General features: G+C 71.6%; 15 protein-coding genes and 1 pseudogene. 8 read left to right on the forward strand and 8 right to left on the reverse strand.

Annotated features, from left to right (window positions below; translation table 11 throughout):
- Window positions 1-260 precede the first annotated feature (260 nt).
- On the forward strand, window positions 261-1,508 hold the full coding sequence (locus FRADC12_RS24435; RefSeq protein WP_045878385.1) for an ABC transporter substrate-binding protein: 1,248 nt from the start codon (window positions 261-263) through the stop codon (window positions 1,506-1,508).
- A gap of 93 nt (window positions 1,509-1,601) precedes the next feature.
- Here FRADC12_RS24435 and FRADC12_RS24440 read toward each other — a convergent pair whose 3' ends face one another.
- The 3 genes and pseudogenes from FRADC12_RS24440 to FRADC12_RS24450 form a co-directional block, all read right to left on the reverse strand.
- On the reverse strand, window positions 1,602-2,537 hold the full coding sequence (locus FRADC12_RS24440; protein WP_052711137.1) for an enoyl-CoA hydratase-related protein: 936 nt from the start codon (window positions 2,535-2,537) through the stop codon (window positions 1,602-1,604).
- Between the two features lie 42 nt (window positions 2,538-2,579).
- Window positions 2,580-3,225, reverse strand: a pseudogene (locus FRADC12_RS24445) (TetR/AcrR family transcriptional regulator).
- A 79-nt stretch (window positions 3,226-3,304) separates the two neighbouring features.
- On the reverse strand, window positions 3,305-4,873 hold the full coding sequence (locus tag FRADC12_RS24450; protein WP_045878386.1) for an acyl-CoA synthetase: 1,569 nt from the start codon (window positions 4,871-4,873) through the stop codon (window positions 3,305-3,307).
- A gap of 644 nt (window positions 4,874-5,517) precedes the next feature.
- Between FRADC12_RS24450 and FRADC12_RS24460 the strand changes: the two genes are divergently transcribed.
- From FRADC12_RS24460 to FRADC12_RS24475, 5 genes are all read left to right on the forward strand, one after another.
- The gene (locus FRADC12_RS24460) at window positions 5,518-6,744 is read left to right on the forward strand and encodes a cytochrome P450 (RefSeq protein WP_045878388.1); all 1,227 of its coding nucleotides are present in this window, start codon (window positions 5,518-5,520) and stop codon (window positions 6,742-6,744) included.
- 37 nt (window positions 6,745-6,781) lie between these two features.
- Window positions 6,782-6,949 carry a nuclear transport factor 2 family protein gene (locus FRADC12_RS35140; RefSeq protein ID WP_255355226.1) on the forward strand — a complete coding sequence of 56 codons (168 nt, stop codon included), beginning with the start codon at window positions 6,782-6,784 and terminating at the stop codon, window positions 6,947-6,949.
- A gap of 20 nt (window positions 6,950-6,969) precedes the next feature.
- A complete protein-coding gene (locus FRADC12_RS24465; protein WP_255355257.1) occupies window positions 6,970-7,341 on the forward strand; it encodes a nuclear transport factor 2 family protein in 372 nt (123 codons plus the stop codon).
- 19 nt (window positions 7,342-7,360) lie between these two features.
- The gene (locus tag FRADC12_RS24470; RefSeq protein ID WP_157489013.1) at window positions 7,361-8,371 is read left to right on the forward strand and encodes an LLM class F420-dependent oxidoreductase; all 1,011 of its coding nucleotides are present in this window, start codon (window positions 7,361-7,363) and stop codon (window positions 8,369-8,371) included.
- A 258-nt stretch (window positions 8,372-8,629) separates the two neighbouring features.
- On the forward strand, window positions 8,630-9,814 hold the full coding sequence (locus FRADC12_RS24475) for an amidohydrolase family protein (protein ID WP_045880166.1): 1,185 nt from the start codon (window positions 8,630-8,632) through the stop codon (window positions 9,812-9,814).
- A gap of 172 nt (window positions 9,815-9,986) precedes the next feature.
- On the opposite strand, the gene FRADC12_RS24480 is transcribed toward FRADC12_RS24475, so the two are convergent.
- The 3 genes from FRADC12_RS24480 to FRADC12_RS24490 form a co-directional block, all read right to left on the reverse strand.
- Entirely contained in the window at window positions 9,987-11,180 is a 1,194-nt protein-coding gene (locus tag FRADC12_RS24480; protein ID WP_045878389.1) for an acyl-CoA dehydrogenase family protein, read from the reverse strand.
- A gap of 32 nt (window positions 11,181-11,212) precedes the next feature.
- A complete protein-coding gene (locus tag FRADC12_RS24485) occupies window positions 11,213-12,340 on the reverse strand; it encodes an acyl-CoA dehydrogenase family protein (RefSeq protein WP_045878390.1) in 1,128 nt (375 codons plus the stop codon).
- Window positions 12,341-12,418: 78 nt separating this feature from the next.
- Window positions 12,419-13,336 (reverse strand): amidohydrolase family protein, encoded by a 918-nt coding sequence (locus FRADC12_RS24490; protein ID WP_198153027.1) that lies wholly within the window; start codon window positions 13,334-13,336, stop codon window positions 12,419-12,421.
- A gap of 226 nt (window positions 13,337-13,562) precedes the next feature.
- On the opposite strand from FRADC12_RS24490, the gene FRADC12_RS24495 reads away from it, so the two are divergent.
- Window positions 13,563-13,787: a hypothetical protein gene (locus tag FRADC12_RS24495; protein ID WP_045878391.1), complete on the forward strand. Its 225-nt coding sequence runs from the start codon at window positions 13,563-13,565 to the stop codon at window positions 13,785-13,787.
- Between the two features lie 514 nt (window positions 13,788-14,301).
- Here FRADC12_RS24495 and FRADC12_RS24500 read toward each other — a convergent pair.
- Complete coding sequence (locus FRADC12_RS24500; protein WP_045878392.1) at window positions 14,302-14,931, reverse strand: prolyl oligopeptidase family protein; 630 nt, start codon at window positions 14,929-14,931, stop codon at window positions 14,302-14,304.
- A gap of 375 nt (window positions 14,932-15,306) precedes the next feature.
- On the opposite strand from FRADC12_RS24500, the gene FRADC12_RS24505 reads away from it, so the two are divergent.
- Window positions 15,307-16,056, forward strand: coding sequence for a hypothetical protein (locus tag FRADC12_RS24505; RefSeq protein WP_045878393.1), 750 nt, complete (start codon window positions 15,307-15,309; stop codon window positions 16,054-16,056).
- Between the two features lie 15 nt (window positions 16,057-16,071).
- On the opposite strand, the gene FRADC12_RS24510 is transcribed toward FRADC12_RS24505, so the two are convergent.
- Window positions 16,072-16,806, reverse strand: a complete 735-nt coding sequence (locus FRADC12_RS24510) for a dienelactone hydrolase family protein (RefSeq protein WP_045878394.1) — start codon at window positions 16,804-16,806, stop codon at window positions 16,072-16,074.
- Between the last annotated feature and the right edge of the window lie 40 nt (window positions 16,807-16,846).

A 16,846-nucleotide genomic window follows, 5' to 3' on the forward strand; every position in this document is an offset into this window, starting at 1 on the left:
CGCACCCGCGGGCGCCGGTCCTCAGGCCGGGGCGTCCCGCGCCGCAAGATTGGAGTTCTGACGCCCCTACTTAACACCGTGGGCGCCCGGCCCGGTCACGCGGGCGGCCCCACCGGGCCGGCGGGCACCGCCACGGGACCGGCCAGTTCGCTCGAGCAAATTTCTCAGGTTCTTGTCAAAGGCGTTCACGCGGACATGCCACGGTTGTCGCGGATTTGCCGTTGAAGTTTCCCGGAATATCAATCAGGAGTGGCCAGGAAATGCGTTCGAGGTCAAGAAATGCTCTTGTCGCGATGGCTGCCGCGAGCGTTCTCGCCGCAGTCGCGGGATGCGGCTCCAGTTCCGGTGGAACGGCCGGGGGAGCCTCGGGAGGCCCGGCCAAGTCGATTGTCATCGGGCTGTTGACGGACCAGACCGGCCCCGCGGCGTCCGCGGCCCGGACGAGCGTGGACGGCATGAAGGCCGGCGTCCAGTACGCGGCCCGTAACGGATACAACATCCGTTACGTCGTGGGTGACACGGCCACTAACCCGACGACCGCGCTGACCGCGGCCCAGAAGATGGTCACCCGTGACCACGTGACCGCGGTCATCGCCCTCTCGGCGCTGACCTTCACGACGTCCGCCTACTTTACCCAGCACAACGTGCCGGTTCTGGGTAATGGGCAGGACGGCCCTGAGTGGATCACTGCTCCGAACATGTTCTCCGTGGTGGGCGCACTGAACACCACCAAGGTCGCCACGACCGTGGGCACGTTCTTCAAGGCCCAGGGCGTGACCAGCCTCGGCGCCCTCGGCTACGCGATCTCGCCGACGTCCGCGGAAACGGCGAAGGCGGCGGGGGAATCAGCGAAGAAGGCCGGCATCAAGGTCGGCTACGTGAACGCCGCCATTCCCTTCGGCACGACCGACATCGGTCCTGTCGCGCTGGCGATGAAGAGCGCCGGCGTCGACGGGCTGGCCCTGCAGATCGATCCCAACACGAGCTTCGCGCTCATCACGGCGCTTCGTGACCAGGGCGTCGACATCAAGGCCGCGCTGCTGCCGACCGGGTACGGCGGCGACCTTCTCGGGGCCGGCCCGGGGGCGCTCAACGACGCGCAGGGCGCGTTCTTCGGCCTGCAGTTCGAGCCCATCGAGATGCAGACCGCGGCGACCAAGCAGTTCGCGGCCGACCTCAAGGCCGGCGGCGTCTCCGGCGCGCCGACCTACGCCATGTACAGCAGCTACGTCTCCGTGGGACTGCTGGTCCAGGCCCTGAAGGCGACCGGCGGCGCCACCGCGCCGGCCGGCCTGATCAAGGCGCTGTCCAGCATCCACGACTTCACCGCGCTCGGCCTGTTCGGTGACCACAAGCTCGACATCAACGACCGCAAGAGCAGCGTCGGCGGCGTCGACAACTGCCTGTGGGTCACGAAGCTCGAGGGCAAGGTGTTCACGCCGGTCAAGAACGCCTCGCCGGTCTGCGGCTCGGTGATCGACGGCGTGACCGTGTCCGCCTCGTCCTGATCCGGCTGCGGCGCCCGCCGAGCCGGCGCCGCACCGCACCTCCCGAGGTCCCAGACGACCGCCCAGCCTCCGGGCTGGGCGGTCGACCCACGTTCAGTGGGCGTTCGAGCCTGGGTGGCCGGTGGAGACCTGCTTGAGGGCGGTCTGCGGGACGACGTCGAGCTCCGGCAGGTCCGCTCCAGTGACCGCCACCGGGTCGAGGTCGTCGGCCAGCGGTGGGAACTGCGCCTTGCGCTTCGCGAGGAAGCTGGCCAGGCCCTCGCGGAAGTCCTGGCCCGTGACGGCCACCGCCATGGCCCGGTAGGAGCGTTCCACCGCCGCGGCGAGGTCATCCTGCTGGTCGGTGTGCAGCTGGTGGCGCAGCAGCGCGAGCGACGTCGGCGAGCAGTTCTCGGCGATGTCGGCGGCGTAGGCGCGGACCGCCGTCGCCAGCTCGCTCGGCTCGACGACCCGGTTGACCAGGCCCAGCGTCAGCGCCTCGTCCGCGTCGAAGACGCGTGACGACAGCAGCAGGTCGGCCGCCGTCCCGGCTCCGACGAGGCGCGGCAGCAGCCAGGTGATGCCGAACTCGCCGGCCAGCCCGCGCCGGGCGAAGGCGGTGGTGAAACGGGCCCCGCGGGCGGCGAACCGCACGTCGCACAACAGCGCCTGCACCAGGCCCATGCCGGCGCACGCCCCGTTCACCGCCGCGATCATCGGCTTGCGCAGCGCCCACGCCCGGACCGGTGAGCGGCGCCCGGTCAGGTCCAGGCCGTCGTTCGTGATCCCTTCGAGCCGCCCGCTGTCGACTCCCGGGCAGAAGGTGGTGCCCGCGCCGGTCACGACAACCACCCGGACTCTGGGGTCGCGGTCGACACGCTCCAGCACCTCGAAGTAGCGCTGTTCCAGCTCCGGGTTCCAGCCGTTGCGCCTTTCCGGGTGGTTCAGGATCACTACGCCGACGCCGTCGGCCCCGACGTGCAGCGCCACCGGCCCGTCGGTCACCTGCGCGACGTCGCCGTCGACCGGCGTGTAGCCGGTACTGGTCACCTGGGTTTGGTCGCCTGACGTCACTGTCTCGCTTCCCTCTCGCTAGCTGTGCGCGTCCTTGTCGCGAATTCCCAGGGCGGTGAGCCAGATCCGGGTGAGCGCCTCGATCGCGGTGTCGGTGTCCGCGTCGATCGGGTCGTGGGAGTTGAGGAGCAGCTCGGCGAAGTAGGCGGCCATGCCGCCGAGGGCCTGGGCCGCGTAGTACGGCTCGATGGCCGGGTCGGCCACGCGGGCCCGCCTGCAGAGCCCGGATCCGCCGCTCGATGGCGTGCGCGAAGGCGTCCTGGCGCTGGAACCTGGTCCGCCAGACCTCGACGTCGATCGTGGCCAGCTGGTGGATCACCCGCATGATCCCCGCGTTGGCGGCGTAGGTCCGCAGGTAGTGCTCGTTCGCCGCCCGAATCCGGGCGACGGGGTCGTGCGTGTCCTCCGACGCCGGGTCGACGGTGAGCAGGTCGAGCTCGATGGAGTCGACGAGGGTGCGGAAGATTTCTTCTTTGGAGACGAAGTAGGTGTAGAAGGAGCCGTGGGAGACGCCGGCCTCGTCGCAGATGTCGGCGACGCGGGCCTGGAGGAAGCCGTCGCGTTCGAAGACGAGGCGGGCCGCGGCCAGCAGCCGGTCCCTGGTCGCCTGGCGTTCCGGGGAGAGCGCGGCCCGGGCGTCGCGGACCACCTCCAGGTCGACCAGGATCACCGTCCGCCTTCGCTGTGCTCGCTGTTCCACGGCAGGTGCCCCCACCGGCGGGCCCCAGGCCCGGTCACACCCCTCATCGCTGGCTCGGGAGGAGGGCGTCGCCGGGAGCCGCGAGGAACTCCTGGCGCAGCGCGGTCTTGGCGAGCTTGCCGGTCGGCATGCGGGGCAGCTCGCCGCGGAAGGTGATCGCTCGGGGGACCTTGAAACGGGCGAGCTGCTCGCCCGCGAAGGCCAGCAGCTGTTCGGCCAGCTCGGGGGTCGGCTCGACGCCGTCGGCGGGCTGGAGCACGGCGTGGACGTACTCGCCCATCTCGTCATGCGGGAGGCCGAACACGGCGACGTCGGCGACGGCCGGGTGCGAGATGAGCGCCGCCTCGATCTCGGCGGGATAGATGTTGACCCCGCCGGAGATGATGGTGAAGCTCTTGCGGTCGGTCAGGTAGAGGTAGCCGTCCGCGTCCAGGTAGCCCATGTCGCCGGAGGTCGTCCACGTCGGGTGGGCGGGATGACGGCCCTCGCGGGTCTTGTCCGGGTCGTTGTGGTATTCGAACAGGGCGTCGCCGCGGTCGAAGTACAGCAGCCCGGGCTCGCCCACGGGCAGCTCGGAGCCGTCGTCGGCGCAGATGTGGGGAGTGCCCACGGTGGGCCGGCCGACCGACCCCGGGTGCTCCAGCCAGTCGGCGGCACGGATGAAGGTCATGCCGGAGCCTTCGGTGCTGGAGTAGTACTCGTCGACGATCGGCCCGAGCCAGCTGATCATCTGCCGCTTCACCGCCGGCGGGCAGGGTGCCGCCGCGTGCACCAGTGAGCGCAGGCTGGACAGGTCGTAGCGGGCCCGCACGTCGGCGGTAAGCTTCAGCAGGCGGACCATCATGGTCGGCACGACCTGGACGTGGGTCACCCGCTCCCGTTCGATCACCGCCATCAGCTGTTCGGCGTCGAAGCGCTCCAGGATGACGAGCGTCGCGCCGAGCTCGTGGGCGGCGGCCGCCCACTGCAGGCCGGCCGCGTGGTAAAGCGGCGCGGGGGTCAGGTAGACCGAGTCCTCGCCGATCCCGAGGAGTGCCTTGCCCATCCGGGCGGCGCTGATCCGGCCCGGCTCGTCCACCTGCAGGCCGGACAGCGGACGGCGGATGCCCTTCGGTCGCCCGGTTGTGCCGGAGGAGTACAGCATCACCTCGCCGGCCGGCTGGTCGGGCAACGGCGCGTCCGACTGCGCGGCAGCCGCGTCGCCGTAGGACTCGAAGCCGCCCGCGGCACCGTCGAGGAGGAAGACCGTCGCGCAGGTCGGGCTGAGGGCCGCGACCTCGCGGGCCAGGTCGGTGAACCGCGCCGTCGTCACGAGGACGCGGGCTGCCGAGTCGTTCAGCAGATAGGCGGCCTCAGGGGCGGTCAGATGCCAGTTGACGGCGGTCAGATAGAGCCCGGACCGGATGGCCGCCCAGTAGACCTCGAGATAGCCCACGTGGTTCTCAGCCAGGATCGCCACGGTGTCGCCGGGACGCAGCCCGCGCTCCCGCAGCACTCGCGCGAACTGGCGGGAACGTGCCTCCAGTGTGCGGTAGTCGATCCGCGCGCCGGCCGGATGCAGGACCACTGCCGGCTTGTCGGGGCTCTTCTCGGCGTACAGGCCCGGATACACGTGAGGCTCTCCACGAGGTGTCAGGACGGGCCACTGGCCGCCGGTGTGGCCGCGGCGGGCGTGGGCGGGACCCGAGCCTCCGGCTGGTGCAAGGCCCGGCTCGGGGCTGAGGTGACCACGGCGGGGGAGTGACGTACCGGCGAGTACGCCACCGATCTCCGCCCGGGTGTCCCCGGCCGCGAGCCGGAATCGCAGCGTTTCACGTCGCATTGAGCGAAGCAACAGTCGCATTATGCGAACGGATGCGTCAGCGGCGCCAGGCCGGCCAGCGTGGCCCGTCGGCCGGCTGCCTGGACAGCAGGTCCACCAGGTCGAGGAGCCGGTCGGTCTGCGGTGACGGTCTACTCATGATGCGACGACGGTAGCGTCTTGGCTGATGGGTGTTCGCGTAGTGCGAATCCTTCGGTGCCCAGGCCGTTGCCGGTTCGCCGACGCGGTCATCCCGGTCACGGTCGCCACCCGCGGCGGCGAGGTGGTTGTGGAATCGCGGTGTGCTTGACTGGTGCCGCTGCCAGCGCCCGACGGCACGGGACACCAGGTCCGTCCGGGCTTGGTCACTGTTACTATCGACGTCGACGTCGAGTTTGAGGACCATATCTGCGTCCGGCGGACGCGATCAGCGCGGAGATGCGGAGAACCCGGTCATGGACAGCGAGACAGCGGCCACCGTCTTCACCGATCCGCGGGCCTACGCCGACAACGAGCGTTTCTACGCGGCCACCGCCGTGCTGCGCCGTGAGTCGCCGGTACACCTGGTCGAGCATCCGGAATACAACCCGTTCTGGGCCATCACCAAGCACGAAGACGTCATGACGATCGCGCGGGACGCGGCGCTCTGGATCAACGCCCCGCGTACGGCGCTCGGCCCGAAGCCCAAGGACGAGTCCAGCCAGGACATCCCGATCCGGTCCCTGGTCCAGATGGACGCGCCGGACCACCCGGTCTACCGGCACATCAGCGCGGACTGGTTCAAGCCGCTCGGGGTCCGCCGGCTGCGGGCCCGGATCGAGGAGCTGGCCAGGCGGTTCGTCGACCAGATGGCCGACCTGGGCGGCGAGTGCGACTTCTTCGTCGACGTCGTCTCGCACTACCCGCTGTACGTGATCATGTCCCTGCTCGGGCTGCCCGAGCAGGACTTCCCCCGGATGCTCAAGCTCACCCAGGAGCTCTTCGGCGCCGACGACGAGGACATGGCCCGCAAGGGCGACGAGCAGGCCCACATGGCCGCGCTGATCGACTTCTTCCAGTACTTCCAGACGGTCATCGCGGACCGCCGGGCCAACCCGACGGACGACCTGGGGTCCGTGATCGCCAACGCCAGGATCAACGGCGAGCCGATCGGCGAGATGGAGGCCGCCGGCTACTACGTCCTGATCGCGACGGCGGGCCACGACACCACGAGCTCGGCGCTGGCCGGCGGCCTGCACGCCCTGCTGGAGAACCCGGACCAGTGGCGGCGGCTGTCCGGCGACCTCTCACTCGTCCCGACCGCGTTCGACGAGATGATCCGCTGGGTGTCGCCGGTGAAGCAGTTCATGCGCACGGCCACCGAGGACACCGTCGTGCGGGGAGTGCCCATCGCGGCGGGGGAATCCGTGCTGCTGTCGTACCCGTCCGCGAACCGTGACGAGGACGTGTTCGACAACGCGGACGTCTTCGACGTCGGCCGCAGCCCGAACAGGCACGTCGCGTTCGGGTTCGGCGCGCACTACTGCCTCGGCACCCACCTCGCCCGCCTCGAGGGCCAGGCGCTCTACGCGGAGCTGGTCCCGCGGCTGCGGTCGATCGAGCTGGCCGGCACTCCCGAGTACATGGAGACGTTGTTCGTCGGCGGCCCGAAGCGCCTCCCGGTCCGCTTCAAGATGGCCTGACCGCAGCTTCAAGAGGACGACCGCAGGAGGAGCGCTGTTGCTTCCCGCTCCCGCGGACCACGTCGCGATCAGCGACCTGGTGGCCCGTTACTGCCTCGCGCTCGACCTGGACGACGTCGACGGCTGGGTCGGGCTGTTCACCCCCGACGCGAGCTACCAGGTGTACGGGCGCTCCTCGACGGTCATGACGCGCTGCGCGCGATGATGCGGGCCGCGCCTGGCGGGATGCACCTCGGCGGTCCCAGCATCGAGATGCTGGGACCGGACCGGGCTCGGACCACCCGGAACCTGCTTTTCGTCGGCCAGGCCGACGGGGCGCCGCGCCACGCGATCTACCACGACGACCTGGTCCGGACCCCGGACGGCTGGCGCATCAGCAACTGCCGGTGCCAGTTCGTCACGGCGGACGGCCTTGCCGACCGTCCGCCACGCCCCGATGACCAGGCCCGGGGCGCCTCGTGGGCCTGGCCGCCGGTCAGCCCGCGGCCGGCGGCCGGCCCGGCCGCGGCGCGGCGGCCGCCATCGCCCGTTCCATCCCCCCATTCATGTCGGGGTAGCGCCTCGTGCGTCCCCGTCATGCACGCTGCGATATTGTAATTCGGCTAGTGTGCCGCGCGTGTCGGACATCGCGCTCGGACTGAGCCTGGCTGGAACGCGCTGCGATGCGGCTTCCCTCGTCGACGTGGCGCGGCGGGCCGAGCAGGCGGGGTACTGCTCGGTGTGGACGGGCGAGGCCTGGGGGAGCGACGCGTTCACCCCGCTGGCCTGTATCGCGGCGGTGACGAGCCGTCTTCGCCTCGGCACCGCGATCGCGCAGATGCCGGCCCGCACGCCCGCCATGACAGCGATGACGGCGCTCACCCTGCAGCAGCTGTCCCAGGGGCGGTTCATCCTCGGCCTCGGTGCCTCCGGCCCGCAGGTGGTCGAGGGCTGGCATGGCGTGCCGTACCACCCGCCGGTGCCGATGACCCGCGAGTACCTGGCCGTGCTGCGCAGGGCCCTGGCTGGGACCGAGCGGCTGGAGTTCGCCGGGTCGATCTATTCGATTCCCTACACCGGCGCCGGCTCGACCGGCCAGGGGCGCCCGCTGCGCACCACCCTGCCGGGCGCGCCGGACACCCCGATCCTGGTCGCAGCGCTCGGGCCGAAGAACGTGGCGATGGCCGTGGCCGAGGCCGACGGCCTGCTTCCCTACCTGTGGAGCCCGACCCGCTGGCGCGACGCCTGGGGGGACGCGCTCGCGAAGGCGCCGGACGGGTTCCAGGTCGCCCCGACGGTCCTGGCCTGCGTGGGTGACGACCTCGACGCCTGCCGCGACCAGGTCCGCCCCCGGATCGCGCTGCACATCGGCGGCATGGGCTCCAAGACGAAGAACTTCTACGCGGCGCTGGTCGCCCGCTACGGCTACGTCGACGAGGCGAACCGCATCCAGGACCTCTACCTGAGCGGGGACCGCGCGGGAGCCTGCGCCGCCGTGCCGGACGAGCTCGTGGACGACCTGGCCCTGGTCGGCCCGCTCGCCCGGGTCGCCGACCAGCTCGCCGCCTGGCGCGACGGCCCGGTGACCACCATGATCATCGAGCCGGCCGACCTCGCCATGGCCGAACCGATAGCGAGCCTGTGGTGACCGGCAACACGATCGTCGACAGCAGGTCGGGCGGGACGCGTTCCTCGTAGCTGGGAGAAGCCGATGTCGTCCGAGCAGCGCAGCACCAAGATGGAGTTCTACAGCTCGGCCGGCGCGCCGAGTCTCGAGCGCGACGGCATGATGACGCCGCCCATCAAAGAAACTCGACGTTGGTGTCGACTTCGATACTCTGGCGTTGTCCGGTCCGGCGTCAAGCCGCGGGCCCGGTGATCGATGGCGGACGAGAGGCTGATCAAGATGAACCAGACGGCTCCGTGGATCTTCGACTTCGACAACCACTACTACGAAGCCGTCGATGCGTTCACGCGCTACCAGGACCGCAGGCTGGGCAACCGCGGTGTCCGGTGGGCCGACGTCGACGGACGCCGGCGCATCCTGATCGGCGGGAAGATCAACAGCTACATCGCGAACCCCACGTTCAACCCCGTCGCGAAGCCCGGCTCGCTGTACGACTGGTACCGGGGCAACCCGCGCCAGCAGACGATCAAGGATGCCTTCGGCGAGCTGGAGCCGCTGCCGCCCGAGTACCAGGACCGAAAGGCCCGGCTGGCAGTCATGCGCGAGCAGGGGCTCGCGGGCATGCTGCTGTTCCCGACGCTCGGGGTCGGCGTCGAGGACGCGCTCAAGACCGACCCGGAGGCCTGCGCCAAGGTCTTCGAGGCGTTCAACCGGTGGCTCGACGAGGACTGGGGCTTCCGCTACGAGGGGCGCCTGTTCGCCGTCCCGTGCATCCCGCTGCTCGACCCGGCCGCCGCCGCCGCGGAGCTGGGCCGCGTGATCGAGGCGGGCGCCGTCACGGTGAACATCCGCAACGCGCCGGTACCGGTGCCCGGGGGCTTCCGCTCGCCGTTCGACCCGGTGTACGACCCGTTCTGGGCGCTCGCCGCCGAGGCCGGCATCCCGGTCGCGACGCACGCCGGCCTCGACGGGTACGACGCCCTGGCCCAGATGTGGGAGCCGGGCGGCGAGGAGAACTCGATCTTCCGTTCGCCGCTGCGCGGGATCGTCACCAAGGGCCGCGCGGTCACCGACTTCTACGCCGCCGCCGTCTGCCACAAGATCTTCGACCGGTTCCCGACGCTGCGCTTCGCCAGCGTCGAGAACGGCGCGTCGTGGATCCCGGACCTGCTGCACCGGCTCGACGACGCCGCGAACCGCAGCCCGGGCTACTTCGCCGACCACCCGCGCGAGGTCTTCGGCGAGCACGTGTGGGTCACGCCGTTCTGGGAGGACCACATCGACCAGCTCGTCGCCGACGTCAGGGCCGACCGGCTGCTGCTCGGCTCGGACTGGCCGCACGCCGAGGGCACCCGCGCGCCGGTGGACTTCGTGACCGAGTCGCTCGACGGCCTGCCGGAGGCCGACGTCACCATGATCGCGCGGGAGAACGCGCTCGAGGTCCTGGGCGTCACGCTCGGCTGACCGAGGTGGCCCCGAGGCCGTGCGGCGGCCGCTGGTCGAAGCCGGCCTCGGGAGCCAGAAGGCGCCGGAGGGCCTGGAGACGGCCCAGGACCTCCCGCGCACGTCCGCCGGCGAGATCTCACGGCCGGCCTCCGGCGCCGGGCCGCGGCCCGGTCTGCGCGCTGATGCCGCGTCAGCGGGGGAGGCCGAGCCCGCGCTCGGCGATCGTGTTGCGCTGGATCTCGTCGGTGCCGCCGCCGAGGCGCAGCCCGGGGGCGAACAGCAGCCGCTCGATCCAGGGCTCGGACATGGCGTCGTCGACGACGGTCGCGGCCATCCCGAGCAGCGTGGTCGCCGCGTCGGCGCTCAGACGGGCGTGCTCGGAGTAGAGCAGCTTCGTCGTCGGCCCGGCGGCCGCCACCGGGTGCCCGGCCGCGATCCGCGCGCGCAGCAGGTCCAGGGTCCGCTCCCGGATGGCCGCCTGGGCCAGCAGGTCGCGCACCACAGGGTCGTCGGCGCGGCCGAGCCGCTTCGCCAGGCCGACCAGGTCGTTGGCCGACCGGGCGCTGGTGCCGCCGCCGATCGCGGCGCGCTCGCTGGCGAGCATGGTGCGTAGCACGGCCCACCCGTCGCCCGGCCTGCCGATCAGGCCGCTCTCGGGGATGAATGCGTCGTCGAGGAAGACCTCGTTGAAGTGGTAGGCGCCGGAGATCTGGCGCAGCGGGCGGATCTCGACCCCCGGCTGGGTCATCCTGATCGCGAAGCAGGACAGGCCGGCGCGGCCGTCCTCCTTGCGCCCGGTGCGGGCGATCAGCAGCGCGTACTCGCTGCAGCCCGCGTTCGACGTCCACACCTTCTGGCCGGTGACCGACCAGCCGCCCTCCACCGGGGTCGCCCGTGTCTGGACGCTGGCCAGGTCGGACCCGGCGCCGGGCTCGGACAGCAGCTGGCACCAGCTGTGCTCACCGCGCGCGATGGGCGGCAGGAAGGTGGCCCGCTGCTCGGCGGTGCCATGGCCGAACAGCACGGCGGGCACCATTTCGAGGCCGACCGCGAACATCTTCGTCGAGACGCCCCACTTCGCCTGTTCCTCGGCGACGACGTCGTCCTGCCAGGCCGGTGCGCCGTGCCCGCCGCAGTCGGCCGGCCAGGACCGTCCCGCCAGGCCCGCGTCGAACAGCCGGCGCTGCCAGTCGCGTGTCACGGCGATCGCATGCCGCTCGTGGGCGTGGAACTGCTCGGGGGTCCGCGCGCTGACGATGTGGACGGCCGAGAAGTCCGCCGCGGATCCCTTGCGGGGCGCGTTGGCCGCGAACCACGCGTGGACCCGGGCCTGGAACTGCGCGCGGCTTTCCTGGGGGCCTGCCGGCTCGGCTGGGGTCGCCATCGGGTGCTCCTCCGTTCGCTGGTGCGGGTCCGTCAGCCGGGCCAGTCGTGTGCGGCGAGCAGGTGCTGGGCGAGGCGCTGGCGGTGGTGCGCGGGGTTGCCGAACAGCTGGCGTGAGCTGTGCGCCCGCTTCAGGTACAGGTGCGCGGGGTGCTCCCAGGTGAACCCGATGCCGCCGTGGACCTGGATGTTCTCGGTGGCCGCGGTGACGTAGGCGTCGCCGGCGCTGGCCTTCGCGAGGCTGGCCGCGACCGGCAGCTCGGGCGGGCTCTCGGCGGCCGCCCACACGCCGTAGTAGGCGGCCGAGCGCGCCGCCTCGACGGCTAGGTGCAGATCGGCGAGCTTGTGCTTGATCGCCTGGAAGGAGCCGATCGGCCTGCCGAACTGAACGCGGATCTTGGCGTAGTCGACGGCCAGGCCGAGCACCCGCCCCGCCCCGCCGACCTGCTCGACGGCGACGGCGACGGCGGCGAGGTCGAGCACCTGCCGCAGCGCCGGCCACGCGCCGCCCTCCGCGCCGAGCAGCCGGGCGGGGGCGGCCTCGAAGACGAGGTCGGCCTGCCGGCGGGTCTGGTCGAGGCCGGCCCGCGGCACCCGGCGGACCCCCGGGGCGTCGCCGGCCACCGCGAACAGGCTGATGCCGGCGCCGCTGCGGGCGGCGACGAGCAGCAGCGACGCCGTCTGCCCGTCGAGGACGTTCGGCTTGCGGCCGGAGATCGTCCAACCGTGCGCGTGTGGCGCCGCGCTGGCCGCGATCGCGTCAGGGTGGTCGGACGACTCCGTCAGGGCGAGCGTGGCGACGGTCGTGCCGTCGGCGATCCCGGGAAGGTAGTCCGCGCAGGCCAGGGTGTCGTCCAGCGCGAGCAGTGTGGACGCGGCGAGGACCACGGTCGACAGCAGCGGCGCGCACAGCAGCGAGCGGCCCGCCTCCTCGAGGACGATCCCGAGCTCGGCGAAGCCAGACCCGGCGCCGCCGTACTCCTCGGGCACGGCCAGGCCCGCGACGCCGATCTCGCCGGCCAGCTGGTGCCAGCTGGCCGGGTCGTAGCCGGCGGCCGTCTCCATGAGACGCCTGACCTCGGTCTCGGGCGAGGTCTTGTCCAGGAAGTCGCGTACCATCCGCCGCAGCTCGACCTGTTCTGGGGTGAAAGCGAGGTCCACGTGGCCTTCCTCAGGAGGTGACGAGGGCGCTGCGCCCGCGCGGGCGCGGCGCCGGGTGTCCGGCGGTGGCGACGCCGCTCATGGCGTCGCGGCCAGGCCCAGGACGCGCGCGGCGTTCTCCCGCAGGAACTTCGGCCACACGTCGTCCTTCAGCGGGACCTGGCGCATCTCCGTCATGATCCGGTCGAGGGAGAGGCCCATCGGGAAGTAGCCCCCGTAGAGGATCCGGTCCGCGCCCCGGGTGTTGGCGTAGTCGAGGATCGCCGCCGGGTAGTAGCGCGGGGAGAACGCGCTGGTCGAGTAGTACAGGTTCGGCCACTTGAGCATGAGCTTCACGGCCAGGTCGGTCCACGGCTCGGCGCCGTGGCGCATCACGAACACCAGCTCGGGGAAGTCGTACATGACCTGGTCGATCAGCTCGACGCGCTGGCACATCGACGGCACCCGGGGCCCGGCGATGCCGACCGTCACGAAGATGGGGATCCCCAGCTCGACGCACTTGGCGTAGACCGGGTACATCAGCGGCGCGTCGATGGCGACCTGCGGCGACCCGCCGTGCGGGAAGACGGTGGCGGCTCGCACGCCCCACCGCTCGTGCGCCCGGACGAGGGCGCGAATCCCGTCCATGCCCTGGTTGGGGTCGCAGGTCCACGAGCCGACGAACCGGTCCGGGTGCTCGGTGAGCGCGCGCTCGGCGGCCTCGGTGTTCGCGCTCGTGCTGATCAGCGCGGTCTCGATGCCGTGCCGGTCCAGCTCGCCGAGGACGAGCCCGACCGGGTCCTCGTCGTCCGGGAGGTGGCTGGCCGGCACGTCGTGGAACATGTAGGACGCCGGCATCACGAACTCGTCGCGTGACTGCCGGTCACGCAGGGAGGACCGGATCTGCCGGTACAGCGCGGCCGGGTCCTGGGGGAGCCCGACCATCGTGTCGATCACGCCGAGGCCGGGCGGCCAGGGCTGGCCGGTCGTGGCGGGGGGCGAGAACGTGGAGACCACCTCGTACCTTCCGTGCCGGGGGTGCCGCAGCCGGAGCGCGCACCGAAGAGCGGGGCTGGGAGCGCCGCGGTGCCGGCCATCGCGGGTGGCGGCGTCCTGACAGGAGCGGCGGCGGTCGTCCTGGCTGGATTGACCCAACCATAGCCCGTCCTTACTATCTATGTCGACGTCGATATCGACATGTGCACCTTACCCGTGACCGTGGTGTGTGCGGGAGGGTGGGCGGATGACGACGCAGCAGACCGGCGGTGGCGAGCTCCTCACGGAGCTGGGCTTCTACGCGCTCGCGGGGCACAGGGCGACCCCGCGCGACCCGGCTGGCGAGGTGCGCCAGGCCGAGCGGCTCGGCATCGGGGCCGCGTTCATCCCGGAGCGGTTCAGCACCAAGGAGGCCGCGTCAACGGCTGGGATCCGGCCGTGCTGGACCGGTCTCGCGCCGACCCGTTCGTGAAGGGCTTCCGGGGCAGCCGCGACGCGCACGCTACGCAGGACCAGCTCGAACACGTCGCCACGCTGATCCCGCCGGACTGGTTGCGCCGGCGTCCCAGGCCGTCAGGCCGGCCGGACGAGCGCGCGCACCAAGGTATGTCGCGCGTTACGGCGAGGCGCCGCCGCTGTGGCCGAACGCGATCCCGGTCCTGGCCTATGACACGGCCCGGGTGCTGGCCGCCGGCCTGTTCCGGGCGCCGACGCTCTCCGGCCCCGGCCTGAAGGAAGGCCTGGAGCGCATCCGCTTCATGCCGAGCACGACCGGCGGGCCGCGTACGTACATCGCCGAGTCGCCCCACGAGCACGGGATGTTCCGTGGCGACTGGCTGCTCTACGGCCGGGTCCGCAACGAGAAGCTGGAGTGCGGGTCGTCCGGGAATGGCGACGCGGCACCGCGCTCGACGACGCCGTCACCGTCTTCGAAGGCAGGCCGGAGGATGTCTCGGTCGGCGCCCGCCACGACCCGACCGAGGGCTTCACCCGCGACTTCTTCTACCGGAACGTCGACTTCTACCGCACCGAGAAGTTCCTGCGGACGGGTAGCCGGAAGTGGTCAGCGAGCTCGGACCGAAGTCGGTGCCGACGTAGACCCGGCCCTCGTCGATCCAGCTGGCCGCGTTCTTGGCCTCGGCCAGGACGAAGCCGTCCGCCACGAAGGACTTCGTGACCAGGTCGAACTCGCGGACGACCGTGGCGTCCGCGCCGCCGCGGGACAGCTCGACGAGGGCCAGCCGGTTGCCGGGGCGCGACACCCGCGCGCCGTGCCACACCCAGTTCTCGCCCTCCCGGTCGGCGAGCGCGTCGACGTCGAGGACCACCTCCCAGTCCGGGGCGGCGTCGCGGTACGACCCGAACGAGGTGCGCCGCCACAGGCCACGCGGATGGGCTGCGTCGCGCCAGAAGTTGTAGAGGTACTCGCCTCTCGTGACCGGGTAGGGAATCCGGCCGTCCGCGTCGAGCACCTCGCGCAGCTGGTCGCGCAGCTCGGCGAACCTGGCGGACGGGGTGAGCTCGGCGAACGTCCGCGCGTTGCGGTCCCGCACCCAGGCGAGCGCGGCCTGTCCGAGCACGTCCTCAAGCCAACGATGCGGATCGTCCTGCGCCACCCGCCAAGTCTGCCTGAATATGCCGCCATATCCGACCCGTCCCGCCACGCTCGCCCGCGGCGCCGAGACGGCTGGTTCGCGGGCGAGCATCGCTGTGATCGGTGACCATCCGCGCAGCGTCTCGCGGGGGCAGGGCGGCGGTTGGGCGGCTCCACCGACGCGCGGCGTGGCCGGCCCCTCGCACATCACCCATGATTGCGCGAGCCTGATCCGCTTTTGTGGCGCGTTGGGTGTCTTGTCGTTACTGTCTGATTCGTATTCGCCGCCGGTCCTGGGGAGGGGCCAGCCCGACCGCCGCGCGCGTTCGGGTCGGTGGTCGGCGCGCAGGTCAGATCGTCGCGATGGGTTCTCGCGACCGCACCTGGGCGGGGTCACATGGGGCAATGGGAAGATCCGTCACCGGACGCGGAGGCCACCGAGGCGTCAGACGGCGGCGCTCGCCGAGGCGAGGCCGACACTGTCGACATCCTGCGCGCCGAGGCTCCCAGCACTGGGCGTTTCGACGGCGACCTTTACGACGTCGACCGTCCGGAGGTCATGGGCTACTGGGAGGGCGAGGTCGCCGGCCACGACGAGGCATTCGTGCCGCGGGCGGCCGGCACCGCCGGGGTGATCCCCGCCGCGGCCAGGTTCGGTCGCCATCGCGACGAGGACGATGACCCGGCGCACCGGCGGGCCATGTTCGTGTGGCGCTCGGCGGTCGTGACGAGCCTGGTGCTCGTGCTCGTGCTGATCGTCGTCAGCGTGGTCACCACCATCCACAGCGGCGGTGCCAGGACGGACGCCAGCACGGCGCCGCCAGACAGCTTCGCGAGCGCGGCTGCCTCGGCCGCCGAGACCGCCCCGGCCGCGGACGCCACGAGCGCGGCGCCGGTGGACGCGGTCCCGCCGGCCGGCGGCCCGGCCCCGGATGGGATCTCGGCCCCGCCGACGTTCGCCCAACAGGTCGCCGCGGCGGCACCCGGCGGCGCGGGCACCGGATCGGGCGGCGGCGCGGCGCCCGCCCGGCCGAGGCCGTCCGCGGGCCCGGTCAGCGCCGGGCCGCCCCGGTCCGCGCCCCGGTGCGGCCCCGTCGCCACCGTGCTGTTCCTGTTCTGGACCCTGCTGGGTCTCGGGCCCTGCTGAGCGGATTCCCCGCCCTCACCGGTCAGCGAGCAGCGCGAGGATCCTTTTCATGGCGTCGTCGCGGGCGGCGTCGTCGAAGGCGGGCGTACCGGGCCAGAAGAAGGCATGCGCAACTCCCGGGTAGATAACCAGCTCGTGCCGCACGTCATTCGAGCGCAGCGCCGTCGAGATCTTCTCCAGCTCGTCGGCGTCGATGAGCGAGTCGTTCCCGCCGTAAAGACAGAGCAGCTGGCCGGTGATATTCGGTGTCAGCGCCAGGGTGGGCTCGGGACGGCTGAGCGGGATCTCGGTGGTCGGGATCCAGCCGCCATACAGGACGGCCGTGCGGGAGATGGGAAGCGTAGCCGCGGCCAGATAGGCAAGATGCCCGCCAGCGCTGAATCCCACCATGGCGACGTCACGGACCAGGTAACGGTCGGTCAGCGCCGTCATGGTGGCCTTTACGTCGGCGATCGCGTCGGCGCGGGTCAGCCGGTGCAACAGGGCGAAACCCTCGCGCCGCCCGTCGTCGTCCCGTGGCAAAAAACAGCCCGCCTCGGCGTCACGGTGGTAGAACTCGGGCGCGACCACCACGTGCCCGGCCGCGGCGATCTCGTCGACGACGGACCGGATATCCGGATTCACCCCGAACAGCTCGTGGGCCACGATCACCCCGACCGGCGCCGGCTCGCCCTCGGGCCGAGCGAGATAGCCGGCCATCGCGGTGCCGTCCGGCACCGGAATCTCGATTCGCTCCCGAAGAATGTCCATGCGGCCCAGTCTCGGCAACGCCCCCGGCCGTAACCACAGC

Origin of the sequence: Pseudofrankia sp. DC12 (assembly GCF_000966285.1) — a bacterium.
Lineage (GTDB): Bacteria > Actinomycetota > Actinomycetes > Frankiales > Frankiaceae > Pseudofrankia.

Bases quoted from the DNA above. Each gene is read 5' to 3' on its own strand.
- FRADC12_RS24435 (WP_045878385.1), top strand. From the start codon at position 261: ATGCGTTCGAGGTCAAGAAATGCTCTTGTCGCGATGGCTGCCGCGAGC.
- FRADC12_RS24460 (WP_045878388.1), top strand. From the start codon at position 5,518: ATGGACAGCGAGACAGCGGCCACCGTCTTCACCGATCCGCGGGCCTAC.
- FRADC12_RS24465 (WP_255355257.1), top strand. From the start codon at position 6,970: ATGCACCTCGGCGGTCCCAGCATCGAGATGCTGGGACCGGACCGGGCT.
- FRADC12_RS24475 (WP_045880166.1), top strand. From the start codon at position 8,630: ATGAACCAGACGGCTCCGTGGATCTTCGACTTCGACAACCACTACTAC.
- FRADC12_RS24480 (WP_045878389.1), bottom strand. From the start codon at position 11,180: ATGGCGACCCCAGCCGAGCCGGCAGGCCCCCAGGAAAGCCGCGCGCAG.
- FRADC12_RS24495 (WP_045878391.1), top strand. From the start codon at position 13,563: ATGACGACGCAGCAGACCGGCGGTGGCGAGCTCCTCACGGAGCTGGGC.
- FRADC12_RS24505 (WP_045878393.1), top strand. From the start codon at position 15,307: ATGGGGCAATGGGAAGATCCGTCACCGGACGCGGAGGCCACCGAGGCG.
- FRADC12_RS24510 (WP_045878394.1), bottom strand. From the start codon at position 16,806: ATGGACATTCTTCGGGAGCGAATCGAGATTCCGGTGCCGGACGGCACC.